Annotated in this window: 22 protein-coding genes; 5 read left to right on the top strand and 17 right to left on the bottom strand. The window is 42.9% G+C overall.

Annotated features, from left to right (window positions below; genetic code table 11):
- Positions 1 to 15 precede the first annotated feature (15 nt).
- Genes HJG39_RS04730 through HJG39_RS04740 form a run of 3 tightly spaced genes read right to left on the bottom strand, consistent with a single transcriptional unit; the run spans position 16 to position 3,382 of the window.
- Positions 16 to 1,344: an N-acetylmuramoyl-L-alanine amidase gene (locus tag HJG39_RS04730; RefSeq protein ID WP_442780996.1), complete on the bottom strand. Its 1,329-nt coding sequence runs from the start codon at positions 1,342 to 1,344 to the stop codon at positions 16 to 18.
- Complete coding sequence (gene tsaE / locus HJG39_RS04735) at positions 1,341 to 1,811, bottom strand: tRNA (adenosine(37)-N6)-threonylcarbamoyltransferase complex ATPase subunit type 1 TsaE (protein WP_268407364.1); 471 nt, start codon at positions 1,809 to 1,811, stop codon at positions 1,341 to 1,343. Before tsaE ends, HJG39_RS04730 begins: the two co-directional genes overlap by 4 nt.
- 38 nt (positions 1,812 to 1,849) lie before the next feature.
- Positions 1,850 to 3,382, bottom strand: a complete 1,533-nt coding sequence (locus HJG39_RS04740) for an NAD(P)H-hydrate dehydratase (RefSeq protein WP_268407366.1) — start codon at positions 3,380 to 3,382, stop codon at positions 1,850 to 1,852.
- Between HJG39_RS04740 and queG the strand changes: the two genes are divergently transcribed.
- On the top strand, positions 3,382 to 4,533 hold the full coding sequence (gene queG, locus HJG39_RS04745) for a tRNA epoxyqueuosine(34) reductase QueG (protein ID WP_268407367.1): 1,152 nt from the start codon (positions 3,382 to 3,384) through the stop codon (positions 4,531 to 4,533). The genes HJG39_RS04740 and queG overlap by 1 nt on opposite strands.
- 78 nt (positions 4,534 to 4,611) lie before the next feature.
- Here the strand turns inward: queG and hemE are convergent, their stop codons facing one another.
- Together hemE and nudC are read right to left on the bottom strand one after the other, a co-directional pair.
- On the bottom strand, positions 4,612 to 5,676 hold the full coding sequence (gene hemE, locus HJG39_RS04750; protein ID WP_268407369.1) for a uroporphyrinogen decarboxylase: 1,065 nt from the start codon (positions 5,674 to 5,676) through the stop codon (positions 4,612 to 4,614).
- Positions 5,677 to 5,975: 299 nt separating this feature from the next.
- Positions 5,976 to 6,794 (bottom strand): NAD(+) diphosphatase, encoded by an 819-nt coding sequence (gene nudC, locus HJG39_RS04755; protein ID WP_268407371.1) that lies wholly within the window; start codon positions 6,792 to 6,794, stop codon positions 5,976 to 5,978.
- Positions 6,795 to 6,939: 145 nt separating this feature from the next.
- Here nudC and rsd point away from each other — a divergent pair, with 145 nt between their 5' ends.
- Positions 6,940 to 7,386, top strand: a complete 447-nt coding sequence (rsd, locus tag HJG39_RS04760) for a sigma D regulator (RefSeq protein ID WP_268407372.1) — start codon at positions 6,940 to 6,942, stop codon at positions 7,384 to 7,386.
- 121 nt (positions 7,387 to 7,507) lie between these two features.
- Here rsd and rho read toward each other — a convergent pair whose 3' ends face one another.
- Entirely contained in the window at positions 7,508 to 8,773 is a 1,266-nt protein-coding gene (gene rho / locus HJG39_RS04765) for a transcription termination factor Rho (protein ID WP_268407373.1), read from the bottom strand.
- A 362-nt stretch (positions 8,774 to 9,135) separates the two neighbouring features.
- Between rho and HJG39_RS04770 the strand changes: the two genes are divergently transcribed.
- From HJG39_RS04770 to suhB, 3 genes are all read left to right on the top strand, one after another.
- Positions 9,136 to 9,618: a GNAT family N-acetyltransferase gene (locus HJG39_RS04770; protein ID WP_268407374.1), complete on the top strand. Its 483-nt coding sequence runs from the start codon at positions 9,136 to 9,138 to the stop codon at positions 9,616 to 9,618.
- 367 nt (positions 9,619 to 9,985) lie between these two features.
- Positions 9,986 to 10,450, top strand: coding sequence for a hypothetical protein (locus tag HJG39_RS04775; protein ID WP_268407375.1), 465 nt, complete (start codon positions 9,986 to 9,988; stop codon positions 10,448 to 10,450).
- A gap of 122 nt (positions 10,451 to 10,572) precedes the next feature.
- Positions 10,573 to 11,346 carry an inositol-1-monophosphatase gene (gene suhB / locus HJG39_RS04780; RefSeq protein WP_268407377.1) on the top strand — a complete coding sequence of 258 codons (774 nt, stop codon included), beginning with the start codon at positions 10,573 to 10,575 and terminating at the stop codon, positions 11,344 to 11,346.
- A gap of 77 nt (positions 11,347 to 11,423) precedes the next feature.
- Here the strand turns inward: suhB and HJG39_RS04785 are convergent, their stop codons facing one another.
- From HJG39_RS04785 to HJG39_RS04835, 11 genes are read right to left on the bottom strand one after another with little or no spacing between them, the layout of a single operon-like run.
- A complete protein-coding gene (locus tag HJG39_RS04785; RefSeq protein WP_268407378.1) occupies positions 11,424 to 11,987 on the bottom strand; it encodes a DUF7010 family protein in 564 nt (187 codons plus the stop codon).
- Entirely contained in the window at positions 11,987 to 12,445 is a 459-nt protein-coding gene (locus tag HJG39_RS04790; protein WP_268407379.1) for a DUF2141 domain-containing protein, read from the bottom strand. The genes HJG39_RS04785 and HJG39_RS04790 overlap by 1 nt, the downstream gene beginning before the upstream one ends.
- A gap of 17 nt (positions 12,446 to 12,462) precedes the next feature.
- Entirely contained in the window at positions 12,463 to 13,146 is a 684-nt protein-coding gene (locus HJG39_RS04795) for an ABC transporter ATP-binding protein (protein ID WP_268407380.1), read from the bottom strand.
- A 2-nt stretch (positions 13,147 to 13,148) separates the two neighbouring features.
- The gene (locus HJG39_RS04800; protein ID WP_268407382.1) at positions 13,149 to 14,231 is read right to left on the bottom strand and encodes an efflux RND transporter periplasmic adaptor subunit; all 1,083 of its coding nucleotides are present in this window, start codon (positions 14,229 to 14,231) and stop codon (positions 13,149 to 13,151) included.
- 12 nt (positions 14,232 to 14,243) lie between these two features.
- Positions 14,244 to 15,413 carry an ABC transporter permease gene (locus HJG39_RS04805; RefSeq protein ID WP_268407384.1) on the bottom strand — a complete coding sequence of 390 codons (1,170 nt, stop codon included), beginning with the start codon at positions 15,411 to 15,413 and terminating at the stop codon, positions 14,244 to 14,246.
- Positions 15,406 to 16,566 carry an ABC transporter permease gene (locus tag HJG39_RS04810; protein ID WP_268407386.1) on the bottom strand — a complete coding sequence of 387 codons (1,161 nt, stop codon included), beginning with the start codon at positions 16,564 to 16,566 and terminating at the stop codon, positions 15,406 to 15,408. Before HJG39_RS04810 ends, HJG39_RS04805 begins: the two co-directional genes overlap by 8 nt.
- 11 nt (positions 16,567 to 16,577) lie before the next feature.
- Entirely contained in the window at positions 16,578 to 17,525 is a 948-nt protein-coding gene (locus HJG39_RS04815) for a thiopeptide-type bacteriocin biosynthesis protein (protein WP_268407387.1), read from the bottom strand.
- Positions 17,522 to 19,012 (bottom strand): hypothetical protein, encoded by a 1,491-nt coding sequence (locus tag HJG39_RS04820; protein ID WP_268407388.1) that lies wholly within the window; start codon positions 19,010 to 19,012, stop codon positions 17,522 to 17,524. The genes HJG39_RS04815 and HJG39_RS04820 overlap by 4 nt, the downstream gene beginning before the upstream one ends.
- A 10-nt stretch (positions 19,013 to 19,022) precedes the next feature.
- Positions 19,023 to 21,008 carry a TOMM precursor leader peptide-binding protein gene (locus tag HJG39_RS04825; protein WP_268407390.1) on the bottom strand — a complete coding sequence of 662 codons (1,986 nt, stop codon included), beginning with the start codon at positions 21,006 to 21,008 and terminating at the stop codon, positions 19,023 to 19,025.
- Positions 21,005 to 22,804 carry a hypothetical protein gene (locus HJG39_RS04830; protein ID WP_268407391.1) on the bottom strand — a complete coding sequence of 600 codons (1,800 nt, stop codon included), beginning with the start codon at positions 22,802 to 22,804 and terminating at the stop codon, positions 21,005 to 21,007. Before HJG39_RS04830 ends, HJG39_RS04825 begins: the two co-directional genes overlap by 4 nt.
- Positions 22,797 to 23,954: a lantibiotic dehydratase C-terminal domain-containing protein gene (locus HJG39_RS04835; protein ID WP_268407392.1), complete on the bottom strand. Its 1,158-nt coding sequence runs from the start codon at positions 23,952 to 23,954 to the stop codon at positions 22,797 to 22,799. Before HJG39_RS04835 ends, HJG39_RS04830 begins: the two co-directional genes overlap by 8 nt.
- Positions 23,955 to 23,960: the final 6 nt, after the last annotated feature.

Here is a 23,960-nt window from a genome sequence, read left to right on the forward strand (position 1 = left end):
CAGCATTCAGTTCATTTAGCTGCTTGGAATGGTCAGTATTTGACCGATGCGGACCAAATCCGATTTTAAGTTATTTGCTTTTTTCAAATTGGGAACAGACACATTATAACGTTTAGCCAAAAGTGAGAGGGATTCGCCGCTTTGCACTCTATGAGTACGATTCTGAGAGCGCCAGCTCGCCCATAAGGTGCCATCAGGCGGGGTTTCTTGAAAATGTTTTTTGATGCCTCGAAAAATGGCTTTTGCTAAACGCTTACGGTACTTGCTCCAGTTCAGATTCTTCTCTTCTCTAGGATTCGAGATAAACCCGGTTTCAACTAACACAGAAGGAATATCCGGCGACGTTAACACAGCAAGGCTAGCGGCTTGTGGACGCTTTTTATGTAGTTTTGTCACCTGCCTCAGTTCTTTCAAAATGCCTCGGCTCACCTGATAACTCGTCGTTAAAGAGTGATCCATTGACATATCTAATAGCGCTTGCGTTAGATAGCGTTCATTGGCGGTATCTTGAATAATTTCCGCTGCGCCGCCTAGCAGCTCGGAGTGGCGCTCACTTTTCTCCATCCAACGACCGAGTTCGGTATTAGCCCGGTTCATGGATAACACCCAAACAGAAGCACCACTTGGTTGAGGTGTAGTGAAAGCATCTGCGTGAATTGACACTAATAAATCAGATTTAGACTTTCTAGCGCGCTCAGGCCGGCGACTCAGTCCTACATAATAATCGCCCGATCGAGTTAATACGGCCGACATGCCAGGCTCATTGTTTACTAAATTCGCAAGCATTTTGGAAATACTTAGCGTGACATTCTTTTCGTAACTTCCTGCTCGCCCAATTGAGCCCGGATCTTCACCACCATGTCCTGCATCAATAGCAATAACAATATCTCGGTTGCGCTTAGCTGAAAGCTGGTCTTTTACTACCGTGTTGGATCGTTCTAAATCAGTTAAGTCGATAACTAATCGATTTCCATAAGGCGCTGTCGGTGGTAGAGCAAATACCTGAGCTTTTACTGCTTTGGTTAAATCTAGAACAAAACGTAAATCACCTTTTGATTTTGCTTGGCTAGTACGAACCTTTCTTAACAAATTACTATCATGGGATAGTTTGGATAATTGGTAACGGTTTTTGGTATCGGCAAGATCGATAACCAAACGTTGCGGGTTACTTAATGAAAAATAGGTAAATTTAGGGGTTTGCTTGAGGTCAATTACAACGCGTGTGTTTGCAGGAGATGGCCAAACGCGAATACTATCAACCATATTCGCTGCCTGTGCCAGCATCGGCACAAGAATACTAAATAAAAACAGTCCAGTTGTGTTTAATAAGGTTCTGACACTCATTTTTTGTCTAGCTTTTGTATTACTTGTTCACCGATTGTATCCAAACTTTCGACCTCAATAACGCGTCCTTGTTCAATAAAACCTATGTTAATACAAATACTCGGAGGAGGTAAGTAGCCTTCACCCTTACTTGGCCACTCGATTAAATTAATGCTATTCGATTGTTCGTAATCGCGAATCCCCATAAATTCTAGCTCTTCGGGATCGGCTAATCGATACAAGTCGAAATGAAATACGTTAAGTTCACCGATTTCATAAGGCTCAACTAAAGTGTAAGTTGGGCTTTTCACACGCCCACTAAAGCCCAAAGATTGAATGAACCCCCGAGAAAACGTTGTTTTACCTGCTCCTAAGTCACCAATAAGATGAATAGATACAACGGACTCAATGCCTTTACATGCCATTGCAACTTTAGCTGCAAAAGCCTCTGTTTCTTCTTGTGTATTCAACTCAAGCGTAAACTTCAACGTAACTTCTCTCTCGTGATCAATCTAACGACTGCATTTTACACTGCAATCTCAGCAGAATTCACTAGCTGACGCAAAAACGGAAGTAAATCAGTTGCCAACAAACCTCGCTCTCCCTGACCAGTAACCGCTAAATCGGCAGCATAACTGTGAAGGCACATACCGTATATAGCACTTAACCTTAATCCCATTCCTTGAGCTAACAAGCCTCCCAAGACGCCACTTAACACATCCCCCATTCCAGCCGTTGCCATTCCCGGATTACCATTTTCACACACCCAAAGATTACCTTGCGATGCAACGATAGTACCCGCCCCTTTTAGTAACGCAACACAATCAAAACGATTGGCAAGTTCATTCACGGCTTGGTAACGATTACGTTCCACTTCTTCAACACGAGTATGCAACATTCTTCCAGCTTCCGCAGGATGAGGGGTAATAATCGCTAGATGCTTTGGCAAAACCAGTTTGCGATCCTGAGCACATAAATTAAGTGCATCTGCATCAACAACGAGTGCTTTATGAGTTTCAAGAGCGTGGTCAAGCGCCAACTTTAATATGCGTGAAGCCCAAACATTAGTGCCTAATCCAGGGCCAATAATAATACTGTCGCACCAATGAAGTGCTGACTTTAGCGCTTCATCATCACTCATAACCATAAGTTCAGGACGACCACTGGCAACCATGGCGACATTAGTCGGGTGACAGAAGACTTTAACTAACCCAGCCCCGCAACGCATTGCCGCTTCAGCCGACATACGAATAGCGCCAGACATTCCTTCATTTCCACCAATACATAACAACTTGCCGAAATTGCCTTTGTGACTATACAACTCACGTTTAGGCAGTGGGTGCAAATCGTTAAAGCTAAACACACGCCCTTTGGAGTCGGCTAAACGCTGGAATACGTCTCCGATGCCTAGGTCGTCAAAATGCAATACACCTGTGTGTTGTTTGCCGATCCCTGTAACCAAACCAGCTTTAATGCCAACAAATGTGATGGTTTGCTCGGCACATATGGCACTGCCGCAAACTGAGCCTGTATCGGCATTCAATCCAGAGGGAATATCAATGCTCATCACGGGAACTGAGCTATTATTTACTTTTTCGATAACATCAGAGAAAGGCGCAGTGACTTCACCTTGAATTCCGGTTCCTAACAGGCCATCGATACACACATCAAAATCGGAAAAATTAATATCTTGCCAATGCGTCGTGGAAATACCAAGCGATGCCCAAGCCTGCCTTGCTTTTTTGGCATCATTCGACAACCGTTCTACATCAGCAAATTCACACAATGTAACTTGCACTCCTTGATGATGAGCGAGGCGAGCTGCAACATATGCATCACCGCCGTTATTTCCTTTCCCTGCGAGGACAACTATCTTTTTTGCATAAGCGTAACGCTGTCTCAAACAGTTAAACACGGCTAAACCTGCACGTTCCATGAGTGTGTACATGGCGACACCCATTTGCTTTGCCGCCACAGGTTCCACTTTACGAACTTGCTCAGCCTTATAAATTTTGTGTGTTAAACTTTCCTGAGGAAAAATGTTTACATAAGAATTCAATGTCCGACCTCCCGCAGTCAGAGCTAGATCAACTCGCCAACAATATCAAAAACTGGGGCAAAGAGCTTGGTTTTCAACAAGTTGGTATTTCTGATATTAACTTAGAGCAACACAAGGAAGCGCTTTCTCACTGGCTCGAAAAAGGGTATCACGGCGAAATGCAGTTTATGGGAGCTCATGGAGAAAAGCGCTATAAACCTGATCAATTGGTCCCAGGTACCTTACGCATAATTAGTGTAAGAATGGACTATTTACCTCCCGATGCCAAGTTTGCAAAAAGCCTTAGAAAAACCAACTCAGCTTATATAAGCCGCTACGCACATGGGCGCGACTATCATAAGTTAATGCGCAACAGACTAAAAAAATTAGGCGAAAAAATTCAAGCCTATTTTAGCAATACCCAATTTCGTCCATTTGTTGATTCAGCGCCAGTGCTTGAACATGCTATAGCCGAAAAAGCGGGTATAGGTTGGACAGGGAAACACACCTTGACGCTCAACCAAGAAGCAGGATCGTGGTTTTTCCTAGGTGAGCTATTTATCAATTTACCACTGCCAACGGACACGCCAGTGGAAGAAAAGTGCGGTTCGTGCGTCGCCTGTCTGAAAATCTGCCCAACTCAAGCTATTGTTGCGCCGTATACTGTGGATGCAAGGCGCTGCATCTCTTATCTTACCATCGAAAATAGTGGTTCAATTCCTGTGGAATTCCGTCGAGCAATGGGAAATCGTATTTACGGTTGTGATGATTGCCAGCTTATTTGTCCTTGGAACCGATTTGGTCAAATTACGCAAGAACCTGACTTTCACACTCGAGAGTCGCTGCAATCCCCTAGTTTATTGACACTTTTTAATTGGACTGAGACTCAATTTTTAAAATATACCGAAGGCTCAGCAATTCGACGTATTGGTTATGAAAGGTGGCAACGAAACATTGCGATAGCTTTAGGAAATGCAGACTTCGATAACGCCATATTAGACGCACTTGAGGTTAAACGAGTGAATAGCTCTGAACTGGTTGCAGAACATATCTTATGGGCAATATCAGAGCAAAAGCGAAAGCAAAATGACCAACGCATTCCCATACAGCAGGAACGCCAAATACTAAGATTAGTGCGAAGTGTTGAAAAAGGTTTACCTCGGGATGCATAAATAAAAGATGTAAAAAAGCCCGTTAAACACGGGCTCTATCAAATTACTCTAGAATCTCACTTCTTCAAAGCGTGCTATTTATTTATGGTACTGAGCACTGAGTTCATGCACGGCATCAACAAATACTTTTGCGTTCTCCGGCGGAACATCTAAGTGAATTCCATGGCCCAGGTTAAACACGTGTCCTGATCCTTCGCCGTACCCTGCCAAAATCGACGCTACTTCTTCTCGAATACGCTCTGGCGTGGCATAAAGCATGGATGGATCCATATTGCCTTGAAGGGCAACTTTGTCTCCAACTCTAGCTCTTGCATCGGCAATATCGATAGTCCAATCAAGACCAATAGCATCACATCCTGTGGCTGCAATAGCTTCAATCCATTGACCGCCATTCTTGGTAAACAGAGTGACGGGTACTTTTCGACCTTCATTTTCTCGGGTCAACCCATCCACTATTTTGTGCATATATTGCAAAGAAAAGTCTTTGTAGTCTCGTGGAGACAGCACACCACCCCACGTATCAAAAACCATCACACTTTGAGCACCCGCAGCAATCTGTGCGTTAAGATAAGATGTGACGCTTTCAGCAAGTTTATCCAACAACGCATGAAGCGTTGCTGGCTCCGCGAATCCCATTTTTTTGATTTTACCAAATGTTTTGCTGGAACCGCCTTCAATCATATACGTAGCGAGTGTCCACGGACTTCCAGAAAAACCAATTAATGGCACATCACCGTTCAACCCTTTGCGAATCGTACGAACGGCATTCATTACGTATTGCAATTCCCCCTCGGGATCAGGAATACCGATTTTGTCGACATCAGCTTTGGACTGAATTGGGCGCTCAAACTTCGGCCCTTCACCTTCACCGAAATACAAACCCAACCCCATTGCGTCAGGGATGGTTAAAATGTCGGAAAATAAAATAGCTGCATCAAGGTCAAAACGACGTAGAGGTTGAAGCGTGACTTCACAAGCCAACTCTGCATTTCTACATAAAGACATAAAGTCGCCAGCTTGGGCGCGAGTGGCTTTGTATTCTGGCAAATAACGGCCCGCCTGACGCATCATCCAAACAGGAGTTCTATCAACGGGTTGCTTTAACAACGCCTTTAAGTACCGCTCATTTTTAAGTGCTTGCATAAATTTTTAGCTATCTCTGATTAAGATGGTTATCCGAATTATTCTACACAATCTTGTTTTTAACAGCGAATTTTCTACCCATTACAAGTAAAAACATGCCAATTTAGACTTTTTTTCAGAAAAACTTGCCTATTTTAAAAAAGCTCTGCTATACCTTGATTGCGCGATGCGATTTACAATAACAACGAGTTCTGAAAAACAGAGCCGAAGCGCTATAAAACATTAGAGCCTTGCCAATCGGCAAGGCTTCTTTATTTATACCGTCCTGCTAGCGCATGTGCGTTTCAGCAAAGGCAACATCAAGACTGCGTTTGCTCAATTCTATTTAACGTTGCCTCTATTAGCTGACCCGCAATCGAAAACTTAGGTGGAATAAGAGGTAAGTTATCTTTTGTATACCAACCTGCGCTCACAATTTCTTTTTCGTCTAGAACGAGTTCGCCACCGTCATATTCTGCCAGAAATCCCACCATTAAAGAATGCGGAAACGGCCAAGGTTGACTGGAAAAGTATTCTAAATTCTTAACGCGAACACCCACTTCCTCAAAGACTTCTCTATGAACGGTTTCCTCTAAGCTTTCACCGCTTTCCACGAACCCTGCGAGAGTGGAATACATTCCCGCTTTATGATGAACACCTTGGGCGAGCAAAATTCTATCTTCGTCCCGTATCGCTACAATAATGCAAGGGGAGATACGGGGATAACATCGGTGCGAGCAATTGCCGCATTGCACCGCCATCTCCCACCCGACGTTGTGCATTCTGGAGCCACACTGACCACAGAATCGATGAGTTCTCATAAACAGCGCTATCTGCCATGCCCGCGCTAAAATACCAAATAGATTCGCTTCTGCTTCCATCAGCGCCATTCGTAACCCAATGTATTCTCCGCCATCGTAATCGACTAACTCAGCACCGGTATCTACCAAATAACATGGCTTATTGTTATGCGAGCCGACACCAATAATGTTATCTTCATAGGCGTGAATGCAGGCCAAATCTTGCCAACAGCAATGCAAAATTTGATTGCTGTTTCCAAAACTTAAAATATTGTCTTCACTAATGACGATCCAGTAGGCAACTGTGTCCCCATTAATTATAGGACTCTGCGTTATCATATTTCCCTTAAAATGCTTGGCACACATCTGTTCGAGATTAACACTGTGATAGCGTTTTGCCCATTCCCCATAAGATAACTTTTGTAATAAACGCTTTTTGTTATACTTTACAAACGGCAACCAAAAAGAATAAGAGGATTAGCCCATGCTGACCAAACTGGCGCAAGCTAAAGAAAAATGGGGTGGCTTCAATACAACCATCGATAACTGGTTTGAGGAAAGAAAACAGCTTCTCGTTCAATATTGTCAACTGGCTGGTCTTCCACCTTTTGAACGCACTGATGCATTGCCGAGAAAAGCCGATATTGAAGCTTTTTGTGAAATTTTAATGGATTATATTTCTGCTGGGCATTTCGAGATCTACGAAAAGATATTAGATGATACCGATGACATAGCACTTGCCGAAAAAATTCTGCCAAAGTTTTCTGACAGCACTGATGCGGCGTTATCTTTTAATGATGAATTTGCTTCCATCGATGAAAATGATGAGTTAAATAGTTTTGATAACGCATTGGCACATTTAGGGCAACAACTCGAAGACCGTTTTGGCTACGAAGATGAGCTAATCAATACTTTAGTTCGCTCAGAATAAGAAAATACATAAGAGCCAATTTATTATTTAATAACGCGGCTCGTAAGCCTATTATCATTGGGCGTATTACTAAAAAAGCACCTTTCGGTGCTTTTTTAGTAATCGCTTTCAGCTTGGAGTTTTAACTCTTTTGCTTACGCATTGCGTCAAAGAATTCATTATTGGTTTTGGTCATAGACAATCTACCAATAAGGAATTCCATCGCATCGATTTCCGACATCTCATGTACGATCTTGCGCAAAATCCACATTTTCTGTAGTTCATCTTGTGCAGTCAGTAATTCTTCACGACGTGTACCTGAACGGTTAAAGTCGATAGCAGGGAACACACGTTTCTCAGCAATTTTTCTGTTGAGATGCAACTCCATGTTACCAGTACCTTTAAACTCTTCGTAGATAACTTCATCCATCTTAGAGCCAGTATCGATAAGCGCCGTTGCAATAATAGTTAAACTTCCACCTTCTTCAACATTACGCGCCGCACCAAAGAAGCGTTTAGGTTTGTGCAATGCGTTAGCATCAACACCCCCTGTTAACACTTTACCCGATGAAGGAATAACAGTGTTATAGGCACGAGCTAAACGCGTAATGGAGTCTAATAGAATCACAACGTCTTTTTTGTGCTCAACTAAACGCTTAGCTTTTTCGATAACCATTTCAGCCACTTGAACGTGACGACTCGCTGGTTCATCAAACGTTGAAGCGATAACTTCACCTTGTACCAAACGTTGCATTTCTGTGACTTCTTCTGGCCGCTCATCAATCAACAACACCATAAGTTGTGTTTCAGGATGATTTGCCGCAATAGACTGAGCAATGTTCTGTAGTAACAAAGTTTTACCCGCTTTTGGCGGCGCCACAATCAAGCCACGCTGACCTTTACCAATGGGTGATGCTAAGTCTAATACTCGGGCAGTGATGTCTTCAGTGCTACCATTACCTCTTTCCATACGCATGCGTTCTTCAGCGTGCAACGGAGTAAGGTTTTCAAATAGGATTTTATTACGAGAGTTTTCAGGTTTATCGAAGTTAACTTCGTTAATCTTCAAAAGCGCGAAGTAACGTTCGCTGTCTTTTGGCGGGCGAATTTTTCCCGCGATGGTATCACCTGTTCGCAAATTGAAGCGACGGATTTGGCTTGGAGAAACATAAATATCGTCCGGCCCAGCTAAATAAGAAGAGTCTGCTGAGCGCAAGAAGCCGAAACCATCTTGCAAAATTTCCAGCACCCCGTCTCCAAAAATGTCTTCACCACTTTTGGCGTGCTTTTTGAGAATGGCAAAAATAATGTCTTGCTTGCGAGCGCGGGCCATGTTTTCAATACCCATTTCTTCTGCAAGGTCGACTAATTCATTAATCGGTTTCTTTTTTAATTCGGTTAGATTCATAACGGTGGGTCTTTTGATTGATCAATCGCTATTAAAGTGCGATTTTCTGAATCAGTAATTAGTTCTAAGTTAAAAGTAGTTTATTTAAATTTTCGGCTAGAAAATATGAAATACAGGGGCATACTGGTGTAAACAAGCTTAAGGTAGCACCATTCCTAACACCCGTCTAGTGTAAAATTGCTGTTTTAACACCCAAAACGGCAATTTTATTAATAATTTATCAACAATCAAACAACGAGTATTTATTTGGTCGCTTAAAATCGCCAAATTTAAAATTTAAATAATAGTTAAGTACCTTTGCTCAAATGACGCTAACATAGCCTTTTATCCTGCGCTTAACACTCTAAAAAGGGCCGTTATTAATGAATCCAAACCTGAAATACGTTGATTATAATAACCCTCAACATGCTAAAGACCTTGTGTATTTGCTCGACCATTATGCTCAAGATGAAATGGGTGGAGCCTCACCATTAAAAGAAAACGTTAAACAAAACCTATCAAATGAGCTGGCCAAACGCAGCTTTGCTTTTAGCTTCATTGCCTACGTTAATAATAAGCCTGCAGGATTAATTAACTGTTTTGAAGGTTTCTCTACATTTGCCTGTAAACCTTTAATTAATATTCACGACTTAGTTGTGCATTCCGATTTTAGAGGTCAAGGATTAAGTCGAGCATTAATACAATCCGTGTGCGAAGAAGGGAAAAAAAGAGGCTGTTGTAAAATCACCTTAGAAGTATTAACCGGAAATACAGTTGCCTATCAAGCCTATCGCCGTTTTGGATTCAAACCTTATGAACTCAAACCTGAAAATGGCTCAGCAACATTTATGGAGTTCTACTTATAACACCTCGCTTTACCGCCACAGCCTTTGCTTAAAACGTAAAGCAAAGGCTAATGATGACATAAATAGAACGACAAATTATTTTTTAACACAATTCATCCGTTTTAATTTTCTCAGAAATGCCGATAAAGACCTCAGAGTGCCACTTTACCCAATTTTGCAATAGTTGGCAGACACAATAGCTTTATCATTTCGAGCGTTTACCTGTACAAAAATACTGTATTAATATACAGTATTTTCAAGAATTCGTAGGTCGATACCTCTTATTAAGCAAAAGTAACTGAATAATTTTATTTCCAAATACTGAGAAAATTGCTTGCCAATCAATAAAATACTTAATTTTTTTACCGAAAGGCGTAATATAAGTCACATGACAAAATTCCATTCAAAAACAGATTTCGCTCATCGACTTCATGAAGCATTAGACTCCCTTGGTTGGAAGGAACGAGGAAGAGCTAAGCGCCTGAAGTTGTACTACGATGAAATCGGACTCAACTTATCAGAAAAGACGTTCCAAAAATGGTTAACGGGGCAATCCTACCCCGATTGGGATCATCTGTATCACTTGGTGAGCCTAACCAAACGAACAATTGAGTATCTGATTTACGGCAAGGATTGTTTAGGCTCTGCATCTGCTTCGGCCGCTATTGATGCAAGCTATTACATGACATCTGAAGAATTACATTCAGCATTCATATCGACCTTAGAACAAGCAATCGCCTTTAACTTATTAAATATGAAAGACTCGGCAACTACCGAACAAATATTCAATGCATTTACCATCAAACTTAACCTGAGTTCACGTGCAATGATTCAAGGGAAAACAGGACCTTAACACTGAGGCACTAAAATCGGTTTATTTTACGAACAATCTCTGTTAGAGTGCGCGCCGCTCTGAGCTAAGGCTGCGTCTTAGTTTTATCCTTTCCAGTTCTTTTTACAATTTGGTGGTACCACATGCATCCGATGCTGAATATTGCAGTCCGCGCTGCGCGCGCTGCGGGAGATATGATCGCTCGTAGTTTTGAATCCGAGGTTGATATTAAACCGGAACGTAAAGGTGATAATGATTATGTCACTAAAATTGATAGGGAAGCCGAGCAACTTATCATTAGCAAAATCAAGCAATCTTATCCTGATCACAGCTTTGTAGGTGAAGAATCTGGTATCACCGATGGTTCAGAAGATTTCAAATGGATTATCGATCCACTCGATGGCACTACTAATTTCGTTATGGGCGTCCCACACTTTGCTGTTTCTATCGCCCTAATGTACAAAGGGAAATTAGATCAAGCCGTTATTTTCGATCCAATTCGTCATGAGTTATTTACTGCATCGCGCGGTAAAGGTGCTCAAATGAATAATTACCGATTGCGTGTTAACACCCTTAAAGATCTTGAAGGGACTTTGCTAGCAACCGGTTTCCCTTACAAAAATAAAGAAGGCGCTAACGAAGCAATTCAGCGCTTTAGCCAAATATACCCTCTTGTTGGCGATATTCGCTCTTCTGGAAGTTCTGCGCTAGACATGGCCTATGTTGCTTCAGGCCGCTTAGACGGTTACTGGGAAAAAGGCGTTAAGCCTTGGGATATTGCAGCAGGAGAGTTAATCGTAAAAGAAGCTGGTGGCTTAGTAACTGATTTTAATGGTGGACATGAGCATTTTAGAAGTGGCGAAATCGTGGCTGGTCATCCAAAAGTGGTTCAAAAAATTGTACGATTAATTAAATAATTCTTTCTTATTGGCATCTTTATTTAGTCCACTAAAGATGCCACCTTGATTACGCTTTCCCACGCAAAAACTTACCACTAAGATTCCGTTTCTTGCTTTCGTGTTGGTATCTCTCTTGTCAACATGATGTAAATACTCAGCGCATAACAAATCACAATGACACTCGCTATGCCAGTTAGCAAATGTTCTTTCGGTACAATCAACCAAACCAGTACACAAGAAACCGTGCGCGAAATAGCATGGATTATGCCTACAGGGTGCAACACTATCCACGAATAAATAATCCAATGCAGACCCAATCCAATTCCAACACTTAATGGCACGAAAATAGGTGCTTTCATCATTAACGGTACATGCACTGCCCATAACAAATTAACCATTAACACCCCTAACGCTAATAATTTTGATAGGGGATTTTCTGAAGCCATCACATTTTCTTTACGTATCTTGGCAACCAGTAGCGCTAAAGGAAAAATAGCCCCGCTGGCAAACAACATAAACAGGAGACCGTAGTAAGTAGAAAGTTGGGTGCTGACGATACCTATAATGAACCAAACAAGCGCGCCAGCAATTGGAAATGAAACAGCACGGTTACTCGTTTTCTCAAAATCTGCCCGAAGCTGATCCAAATTTGTCATCATTATCCACCGTTTTGACTGAAATACTTTGCCTGAACGACCATTTTCGTATTTTTAACTAACTTAAACGCGCTTTGTTTAAAGCTCGGTGGCCCTGCGCGTCCCATCGAATTATTGCTAAACATTAAACCTTCAGAAGGCATTCTGCCATCAACAAAATTAATTTTATTGTCATTGTTTTCATCATGATAGGCTGCGAAAGCATATTCCCCCGCAGGCACCCCTATAAATTCCCAAACTACCTGGCCTGCAGAAGCTTCGACATCTTTGGCAATGGCGCACTGATTGGGAAAGTCTTCTTTTTCAGTACATAAAACGCCGCGAACAAAACCCCCTGAAGAATTAATATCAGTAGCAACGATCTTTAGATCATAGGTACCTGAATATTCAGTTGTTTTATCCTCACCACAACCAACAAGCGCTAAGATAGCAGCCAATCCTAAAATACGAAATACATTCATTAACTTAACCTCTTTTATTACGCTTGATTCATCAGTTGTTCTTCAAAGTTACCTTTTTCTAAGGAGAACAATTTGCTGGCATACTCTGCCGCATGTATGTCATGCGTTACCATCACGATAGTTTTATTAAACTCTTTGTTAAGCAGTTGCAGAATCTCAAGAATTTCTTCCGTAGCTTCAGCATCAATGTTTCCTGTTGGCTCATCACACAAAATTAATGGTGTATCTGATACGATTGCACGAGCAATAGCGACCCTTTGTTGTTGACCACCCGACAATTCATCGGGTAAATGTTCCGCTCGCTCTTGTAAACCAACCAATTCCAACGCCTTCATGACTCGACGCTTTCTATCTGCGGAGGATAAGCTAGTTAACAACAAAGGCAATTCCACATTTTCTGCGGCGGTCAGTATTTTTAGTAAGTTAAAGGACTGAAAAATAAACGCAACATTTTGAGAGCGCCAATCTGACAATTGGCTCTCACTGAAGTTATCGATGCGTTGCCCGTTAAACCAATACTCTCCGCCATCAACACGATCAACACCGCCAACGATATTTAAAAAGGTACTTTTTCCTGTGCCTGAAGGCCCCATTACCGCGTAAAAATCACCTTCTTTAACTTCGAAATTCAAATCGTCAAATACGCGAACTTCGGAATTCTTGCGATAATAACTTTTCTTAACATGCTGTAATTTAATCATGTTTACTTCATCCCCACTTGCGTACCGTTGGATTCATCAATAAAACTGACTCTTACCGCCATGTTCGGCAAAATCCGGTCTGACTTATTTTCTATTTCAATACGAACTCGTACAGTCGCTTTTGAACGATCAACGGTTGGAACAATATTCTTAACATGGCCATCGAAAGACCAATTTTCGTAAGCGTATAACTCAGCTTTAACAGGCTGTCCTTGATAAATCTTATTCAGAAATGACTCATTAACATCCACCTCAATTTCTAACGAGGACATGTCGACGATGGTGCAAATGCCTGTACGTGTAAACCCACCCCCTGCTGAGCTAGGCGATATGATTTCTCCCGGCTGTGCGCTGGTTGCGGTTACAACTCCAGAAAAGGGAGCCCGTATAATATGATCATCAAGTTGCTTCTCTAGCTGCTCCACTTCAATTTCATTTAAACGCAGATTTGTTTTGGCGGTCGCTAAATTTGCTTTTAGCACCTCTAAATTAATCGCAAGCGTATCGATGTCTGACTGATTAGAGAAGTTAGTTTTCATCAGCTCAGTTTGGCGTGCCAGTTTGCGTTTTGCGTCGAGAATTTCTGCATTACGCCTATCAATTTCAGCTTGATACAAATCCTGACGGCTAACAGCCAACTTTAAGTTCAACTCGGCAAGGCGGGTATCTAAACGAGCAAGGTCTTGGCCTTTTTCAACGTAAATTCCTTCTTCAACATAAACCTCTTCAACCAAACCAATGGTTTTTGCGGAAACGGTAGCAATACGTTGAGCAGTAATATGCCCAGACACTTCCAAAATACTATTTGCAAATTCCGTAGCGGGCGTGACAGATAGGTTCGTTTGTGATGTTTTACCAGTCGTGCTCTGCTTACCTGTTGCACGAGCAAGTTGCTCAGCAATTCTCGTTGTTTCTACCCCAGTTTGCACTTCCTGAGATGTCCATTGCTCATAGCCAAAGTACAGCGCTATGATTACGACAATTCCTCCCAACAAATACCAGCTTTTTCGCACTTCTTTAACACCCGAATTGCGGCTGTCGCGATCAATTCTTAATTCATTCAAAGCTTGTATTTTTTCACTCATAATCTGTGCCTTTTACTTTTTACCCATGCTAACTCGCGTACTGGAATACGCAGGGATAATGCCGGAGACAATGCCAACGGCGAGGGCCAAACCAAAAGCCTGGAGTGAAGTGATAACATCAACTCTAAGCGCAAAAGAAACGGTATTAAAACTGTTGCCAAACGTGGAAGTTAGCAATCCATCAAATAAAAAGAAGGAAACCACAATGCCAAGTAATGCGCCTAAAACCGAAAATACTAGCGCTTCATACATGAGCATTGAGAATGAAATAGTACGTCTGAAACCTAGCAAACCTAGAATACGAAGCTCGTGCTGCCTTGCATCAACCGCCATTTTTAAACTATTAAACGTGCCACTAAAGGCGCCGATTGAAAGAATAATCGCCAACGGCCAACCAATATAAGTGATCAGGCCCGTTGTACTGCTCGACTGTTGCTCAAAATGCGCTTTTTCTGTTTGCAAAATGGTATCTAAACGACGCTCTTCACCTATTTTTAATGACAAGTCGAACAATGAATCGTCATTTAGAATCGGAATACGAACAGACTGGTACATGTTTTGTCGTTCAAAATCACTCTGCACCGTTTTAACACTGCCCCACGCTTCCGATTCAAACAAATTCCCCTGCAACTTGAAGATACCAACAACTCGCCAGTTCACGCCGCCTAAGCGCACGGTATTCCCCATTTCTAAGCCAGCAACCCGTTTAGACAAGTTTTCACCCACGACTAACTCAGCGGTACCCGGCTTAAACATACGCCCTTCAACTATTTCAAAGCCTTCATGCAATTGAGTTCCTGTTGGCGTTAAACCACGTAGGTTAATATTGATCTTAGATTTATCTTCTTTTAAGTCGCCGGACACGACGATAACGAGTTCTGGTGATATGGGATATTTCCCACCATAAGTTTGATTGACGATCCCTTGTAAAATATCGACCTCTTCTTGCGGGATGCTACTGGTAATTTCCGTTTCAGCGTCAGAACTTAAACCAATCGCGATATTAGGCGAGCCAGAACTGGCTAAGGCGTGTTCAAACCCTTTCGCCATTGATAAAAATCCAATTAACACAACCATCACTAAAGTAATAGACATTATGGATGTTAACGACATCCACTTCTGTTGCCAGATGAACCGCGTCGAAACAGAGAAGAAGTATAAGTAAAGCTGGAACTTATTCATGGACCTTAAATGCCTCCGCTGGTTTCATTCCAAGCGCTAACACACTCGGGATAAGGCCGGCGATAATGACCAATGCCGCAGCAATGCCTAGGGCTTGTAACATCACAAACCGAGGTAGGTTAATGTCGGGAATAATAGGCCAGTAATAAATCATCGCCTTATTCACGAAAAATGCACAGAGCAACCCCAATATGCTCCCCATTGCCACTAAAATGAACGTTTCGAAATAAATAATTCGGAAGATTTTTGCATTAGCGTAACCAATAACTTTGAGCACGCCTATATCACGAGTACGCTGACGCACTGTTAGTGCAATGGTACTGGCGACCACAATCACGATGGATAAAAAGGAAATAAGCACCACACTTTTAATGATGAAAAACACATCACCAAACTGTTTAAAAAAGTCGTCATGGAATGCTTTGTCTGTCGCCGTAAACGTATTGTTCGAAGAGCGCAAAAAGTGATCATCGATGCGCGTAGCTAGGTCATTTGGCTCTATTCCCGGTTCGGGGACAATAATAAATGCACCAACCGTATTCGGCCAAATTAAGCGGCTATCATTAAGAAAATCGTAGTGAGCAATTACATACTTCCGACCACCTGAGGCATCTGTTGTTGTAAAGAACCCACTGATTTTAAACGACCAAAACCCTTCGCCACTTTTTGGCTGAAACAAAATGCTTTTAAGCGGTACGATGTCTCCGACCTGCCAGCCAAAGCGCTGCGCGATATGATAATTGACTAATAACCCATTCTTGGTATTCAAAAAATCACGAATGGCCTCATCGCTTATTTCCATTTCAGGGTGTTGAAGAATCCAAGTGTCAGCGTCGGCTGCAAAAGACATAATATCCTGATCAGTGTCTTGATAATGCAACCCAAACCAAGTTGCATGACCCACCGATTGCACACCGTCAATACCCGCGATACGTTGCTGATAGGACAACGGCAAAGGATTGGTTAAACCGCCTTGGCTAATAACCATTAAACGGCTTTGCGCAAAAGTATCGCTGCCCCCCAGCATTGAAAAATTCAACGTGCCCAACACGCCGAAGATCAAAAATCCGGTGCAAATAGTAAAGAGTAACAACACAGTACGCAGGCTGTGTCGTTTTATATTTGCCCAGGCTAGGAGTAATTCACCTATCATAAAATTATCGCCTATCCCTCATTACTGATTAACGCGTCACGAATACGCGAAGATAAAACAAACTCATACGCTGTAGAAACACCTAAACGATTGTTTAGCATATGAATTTGTGAACCCATCATACTCATAATAGTCATTTGATACTGCTCTTCTGTTGTGACTTTTGAGCCATCCACAGGAGAAACCAAATTACCATCCAGGTAGACTTTACGAAAGCGCTCTACACTTTGTTTTATCAACGTAATCCACATCGCAATAGCACCCGTTGCTGTGCCGTTGATAGTTTCTTGCTTAAAGACTTCAATACTTTGTTTGAGCTGAGCAGCAGCATTCGAGTCGATGCTGGCATCAACGCCTTGAGCATGACCACGCCAAAAGTCGGCGTAATGCGTGGCAAACATTTTTAACGCCTCATTATCCGGCACCACGGCAAAAATGCTGCAAATAATAAATTTCAGGCTCAACTGTATACGTTGTTCAAACTTGCCCATTGTGGCGTTAATAATCGCCGTTGCGATTTGACTAGACGCATAAAACAGGTCTTCATTTACAATGATGGCTTCATGCCCCCCGTAGCGCTCATATTCTGGCTCGTACGGATAGATCTTAACGTCACCATCGTGATGCCATTCTAGGCTTTGAATATCGACAGGCTCACCATCAAAACTGTGCCCGGCATAGTAATCCTCAGCATTTAATGCAACATCAGCTTTATAGGCTGATACCGCATCTTGTATCTCAGCCAATAATCCTGCTTCATCCTTCAAGTTTAAAAAGCGAATACGAAGATGTGGACCACCATCCCAGTAGCGAAGGAAAAACCAACTTTCGGCCTCTTTTGCCGCCACCAAAGACTTGGCTTTTACCGTCAACCAGCTCTGCAAAAATGGGTCTTGCTTCGCTGAGTCATGCATAAAAATGTGGAACGCCGACCAGCGACGTTGAGTTTGTGTCGTCATAATATTGTTAGCGCATAGTTGTTGTATCGATTAAAACCCACCAGCACCTGCATAAGAAGCTGTCCGTCTAAGCCTAAACGTTGCTGTAATTTGGTATCTCTGAACATTCTTACTGGTCGCGCAAACGCACCGAATAATGACGCCACCAAACACATATCATGTGCTACAGCGCCCGCAGCCATATGAGCCAAACGAAAGGCGCTATTACCCGCAAATTCTGAAACTTGATAAGTATCGACGGAGATATACATCTCTAACGTCATGCTGGCGATATTGTATTTTTGATTCGTGCTGTACAGGCGATCTTGAAGAATATTTCGAAACTGCTTGGTATCTTGGGCAATGTAAATGGGCTCTGCTTGGTCATTGTATAATCCCATTGATGGCCCAAAATTGTTGATCCAAGCAAGGTTTAGCATCAGTTTATCTTCTAGAGGCAATAAGGCGCGGCGAGACCGAAGCTTGTGGAAGGTTTTCATGAAACGCTGCAAGAACTCGCCATCCAGCATTTTATTGATTTGGGAAAAACCTAATCTGTCACTCGACGACGTACGATTATAAATTACATCTAAAATATCGGTATCGGGAAGCGACTGAAGAAGCTGCGCATCCGATTCTGTCTCAGCATTCTCAGGCGATTCGGGCCAGTGTTTTTCGTATGATGCCGAAAGCAGATCAACGGTATCATTTAATAGTGAGAAGCGTTCAGTTATCCCTTTAGGTTCTTGGTAAGCCGCAATTTCCATTGGCTTTAAAGAGCCGTTCAACATAGTAGCTGCTTCGTCCGGTACGCTTATTGGCAAAGCCGCAAGCACCTGCTGGAAACTGCCTGTTGGAATCACCCTCTCGCCAATACGATTTAAGTCTAGATTGCCTGTTGAAAAACCAATTCCGAACAGATTCAAAAGATATTGTAACTGGGCCAAGATAATCCCAGAATCCAACACCACACCAAAGGGAGAAAAGTCGCCATACTTTCTTCCTACCGTCCAGTATTGTCCGGTTATCACAACCAACCATTCACCTATGGGCAATGCGTCAGGCCATTCAACACAGGCATGTTGTTTTTCCAGTGCATGGTAGTTGCCATAAAAGTGGAACACCTCAGCGTATCCGTTTTTCTCAGGATGACGACACACAAACTTGATCCCGCAAGAAAGTAAGCCTCCAAAAGAACTCACCGGATAATGTACTTCAGGGGAATTTAACGGCTCAAAGCGCATAGGTGATGATAAGTAACGCAACACGGCACTGATTCGTTGCTCAAACGGTAATTCAGAGACTTCACTTTTTTCGCCCGCTAAAAACTGCGTAAACGCCCCTGCCGACCGCGGTAAATCAGTGCTCAACGATAAAAATTCACCATAATGACTCCCAATATCCGCCTTCGCACCATAGTTCACCGGATCATGTAAGATAGGCATATCTAGGTTATCGAAGCGTCTATCGCTCGCTAGTCCCCAAGCATCTTGTAACGTGATCTTCATTGGCATCACCTTATGGGAAGTTGTGCGGGAATTGATTTAGCTCGTCGACACTGTTGAACGCTTTGCGCCCACTCGATTCAGCATACTTATTAATTCGTTCCAGCGAGATACGGCGGTATTGATGACCAAATGTGACAGGCATCAAGCCAGGAGCAATCACTTTAACGCAATACAATTGGTGGTCGTAAAGTTCTTCAAAGGTGAGATCGGCAACAATAATATCATCGGCGTACTCTTTCACTTTATCCATAAGCTCGTGAAGGTCATCGGTAATATTGCGATTCTCTTTGCCATAATGATGACCGTACACCTCTTGTAAGCTGGCTTTAGGTTCATCCGAAAACAGGAACTGCAAGCGCTCGTAGCTCTCAGGTAAGCTATATAAAAGTACATGGTCATGCATTTCGACCACTTTTCGGTCGTCAGCCAATAATTCCAGCGCTTTCTCTTTTAGTGGCGGCATAGATTCCTGATACACCCCCATTGAAGTGGTGACTTCAATCAAACCACTATAAATAGCATTCTCTGGCACCAAGTGAGCGCCGGCGGCACAGTATGATTTCACCGGTGCATCTTCCGCTGGATCAACAATCATGCACCATACAATTGGCACATCAATGCCAACACGCATATCAAACACATGAAGGTCTAAACCTCTAGCATCGGTTCTATCCAATAAGCTTTGAATACGTGGGTCATCAATGCTGCGTAAATCAATTTCTCTTGGTGTAAATTGCCCATACCAAGTGGTGAGATAAGCATCTCTTTCAACAAGCTCAAGCAACCCATAAAAAATCGCTTCTTCTAGTGCGCCACCTAACGCGCACCCGTTCGATGTTTCATAAACAAAGCGGTTCACTTTTACATCGGGGGTGTTCAGCAAATAATAAAAAATCGATTGCTCAGGCACCAAAATCGGTTTGTTATTTACGAGTGAACAACACCACACCCAATTACACTCCACATCATCATGATACGGCTGGAGCACATGCTCTTCCCATGATTGGATTTCGGCGTCGTGCAAAATCAGGTCGCGTGGGTCAATGGCATTGTCTTTTAATTGATTGTAACTGCCTCGCACAATGGTTTTCTGGCCTTTAGGGGAGTGACCACCATGACGCTCTAATGTTTCTAAAATAGCGACCATTTCCGCATTTTGGCGGGTTTCACTTCTTCCGTAACCACTTTCTACTTCATGCGTATGCATAATTGGCAGTTCAGCGGAAAACATCGGCATCAGATTTGAGGACAAGCTGTAATAGACATGTTTAACCAAGCCAATATGTCGGTCGTTAAAGTCACGTTTTAAGCTCTCTAAGCCAAGCTTAGGATTATCAACCCGCGAATCAGAACCTTCCGCTTTCATTCTTGGCTCTAGCTGAATCATTGCCTGCTCGGGTGAATTGTCTGGAATAGTCACGCAAGTATGACAATCCACAACCGAAACAAAACGATGCTCAGAAGTACGACTGTTCATTAAATCAAGCCGAACCACTTTGCGATATAAGCTGTTTTCATTACCTAAAATTGAACCAATACCGTATTGCGCCATCAGTTCTGAAAATAAATGCCGCAATGGCAGTGACATCGACGCCGGTAGCTTATCGCGTCGACTACTTTGTTCTGCTGGCAACATAGACCAGTGATAATCGTAGTGATTATTGTTGCGCGCCCATCGACGCATACAGTTGAAACACCCAGAAGAATGGGGCTCAACATAGGGCCCAAGCCAAACGAAACCGGGTTCTAAGCCAATAAACAGTATCGGTGTATTTTGCGCTTTTGCCGTAAACTGAACTTTTTCGATCCAGCGATGTTCTCGTAGGCTTGCTAACACCACCCACAATGAAGCGTTGGATGCATCCTCTGGAAGTACATAGGCATCAAGATTATCGACAGCGCCAAATGAAGCACAGGTATCAATAACCGAATCAAGTAATGGACTTCCATCATGCAAAATAAGCGTTTGCGTTGTTGAGCTTAACGTTTGCGTCATGACACCTCCTTCAACTCGGAATAACCAGAGTAAATGTCATAAGAGGCTAGCAACGGCTCACCTTGCACAAATGTTAAATCAGGCAACGATGTGGGCGCTAAACTCATTAACGCTTGCAACTGCTGACCAAAAGCATCATCAACAGCCTCTTGCGTCATGACCAGCTCATGACCTGCGTTACTGCCGATAATGTCGGGGAATTGCAACTTCACGTAAGCTGCACATAAACAAGACTGGATTGCATCAAACGCGGTTGCGCCAATACAACTGACAACAGATGCGCCGGAAACACTAGGCAGTTGAGCAACGAAAGCTTGCCCTGCATCGTGCCAATACAGCACCAATGCATCCGCTTGGTAACCAGCAGACAACAAGAAACGGAAGATAAGTTGCATTTCTTCATCTTCAAGGAATTTCATATTGATTCGGCATGCTTTGGCCTCAGATTTAAATGCGTCTGAACGAGCAATGGCATAGGCCGCGGCTTTACGCTGCCATTCATCTAAATCAAAAGCCGTACAAACTTGAGTCGCAGCAACACCCAAACCTTTACTACTGCGTAATGAAATCGCTTCACTGATAGCTCTTAGCCCAGCGGTAGAGGCATCCAAACCACAACTCAACACAGATTGGCTTGGTAATTGAGCACTGTGTGGAAAGCGTACTTCCAATTTGGAATGAAACAGAGGCACTTGTTTAACGGTGTCGCCAACAGCTTCATTAAAACAACCTAAAAGTGGATCAAAGAAAGCTGAGAGATCCAACTTCACTTGTTCATATTTTTCCAATTCTCGGTCATCAGGCATTTCGAATTCAGCTTGGAACGCCTCCATCAACTGCGCACCATCTTCGCCCGTATTAACAGGGAACAACGGATGGCGAGAGACACCAAGATAACGCGAAACGCGATATACGTAATTGCGGATACCTGCTAGTTCGATGCCGAAAAAGCCCTTAATGGTATTTAATGCTGCAAGGCTCCCCAGCATCGCCACACCAGATTTAGGGAATACGGCCTCGGTAGCATCCATAGCTCGCGTCACTTGCTCGACCAAATCTTGATAACCCGACGTTGAAATGCCAGCAACCGGGGAAACAACACCCTGACCAAAAAGAACACCTGCTACCACACCCTGCTGACCAACCAATAACGGGGTTTCTTCATCCAGCACACTCATGCATTGTATAACGCAGTCATACTGAGTGAGCGCAGCCTTAGCAGGGGCTAGCTCTTCTGACAATGTGTACTGAAATCCCGGCAAGCGTGAAACATAATGTTCCAATGTATTTTTAATTTCTGACAACGCCACTGTTTCTGAATTCGTCACCATCACGGAAAGCTGCTTTAACCCCGAAAGTGCCAAAGACTCAATCGCTGCTTTGAGCGCATATCCATCTCCCACGGCGACAGCATTTTGTTGCTGCCACAAAGGGTATTTTTCCGCAAAACCTTCGGCGTTATCACGCAGATAGGAAAAGAAGTCTTGAAACGGTTTATGCTCCAGCCAAGATTCTGGCGCGAGCGACTCTGTTCCGCGCTCGACCAACATGCCGTTTTGAGCAAACTGAGACACTAAGTTATCTAAAAAAGGTCTCACATTTTCAGGGAGTTGCGCGCGAATATCGGTTAACGGAAAACCAGCGTCAATAAAGCTAATAATACGAGAGATTAACGGGTAAACATCCCCTTTAATGATAAAGCCACCGGCTTGTCCTTGGAAATAAACCCCTTCATCCACTTTATTGAAATAAATATGGCTTTTGAGGCCCCAGTTGCGTTCATACAAGTTACTCATTGCTTCCTCCCACTGCGGCAGGAATCACATCTTTCCAGTCGATTTTGTATACCCGCTCTACCGAATTAGCGACTAGGTGACAAATCGAAAACTTCTGAATCGGTGTGATGTCCAATACGGGTAACAACAAATAGAAATAATTAACGGTTGTGCGATAAGCAATGAACTCATGGGAGCGGAAAAGTCGGCGCCCTTCCTCATGGTTCATCGCAGAATTAACCACTTTCCCCGTGTTGTATTCTCTACTCGGCTTATTGATTTCATCGGGAACATTGCTTGAGATTTGCTCAGCGAGCACCCCAAAATTCTGCTCTGTTGAGGAAACATCGTTGTCTTCGCTAATAATGGATTCATAGTTTGAATTAACTACGGATAAATTATCTTCAAACGCATTATCCAATACCTCTTGCCAACTGCTGAGAATCGCTTTTTGTCCGGGGTGAAGTTGAGTTGCATCTACCTGCTTTTCTGCAACCTGCTGAATATTGGCATCAATAAACGGAGCATAATTTTTATCAAGCGCGTCAAATTTAGCTCTTAACTGATCACCCTGATCATAATTTTCAAAAAAATACTCAGCATGTGAACGAAACGAGATATAGCCCCTTCGAATACCATCTGGCCTAAACTGTGCGGCCGAGGCTGCAAGCATATAAACCAATGTGGTAAAAAAGACATTGGAATCAGCCTGCTTAAGCTTTAATAGTGCGAATAACAAAGGTGTGGAGCCAACTAAAAAGCGCTCTTTAGTATCGTGAAATCCCTCAATATTGATGCTTTGGCTACGTTCATAGCGAGCAACCAAAACACTATTATTGTTCATTAACGGTAAATAAGGTGGTGGCTCCAACTCACTCATCGCAAGCTGATAAGACAGCTTTTCATATTGCTCAGGGACTAACTCTGTCTTAGATGGATTTTCCGCCAGCCAAGCATTAATGCGGGTAGAACAGGCGGGATAAATATCGCTTTCAAAAACAGCTTTGTCACATTCCACTAACACGTCGATATGAGGCCCGAACTTCCAGTGGCTGGTGACATAAACCGGCAAACCTTTGTGCTTTATTTGTTCAACAACATCTGCAATAGGACCAAGTAAAATGCGTGATTTATCGTTTTCAAAATAGGCAACACGTAATACATTCCACATAACCCC

This window comes from Alteromonas sp. a30, assembly GCF_026788005.1.
Classification (GTDB): domain Bacteria; phylum Pseudomonadota; class Gammaproteobacteria; order Enterobacterales; family Alteromonadaceae; genus Paraneptunicella.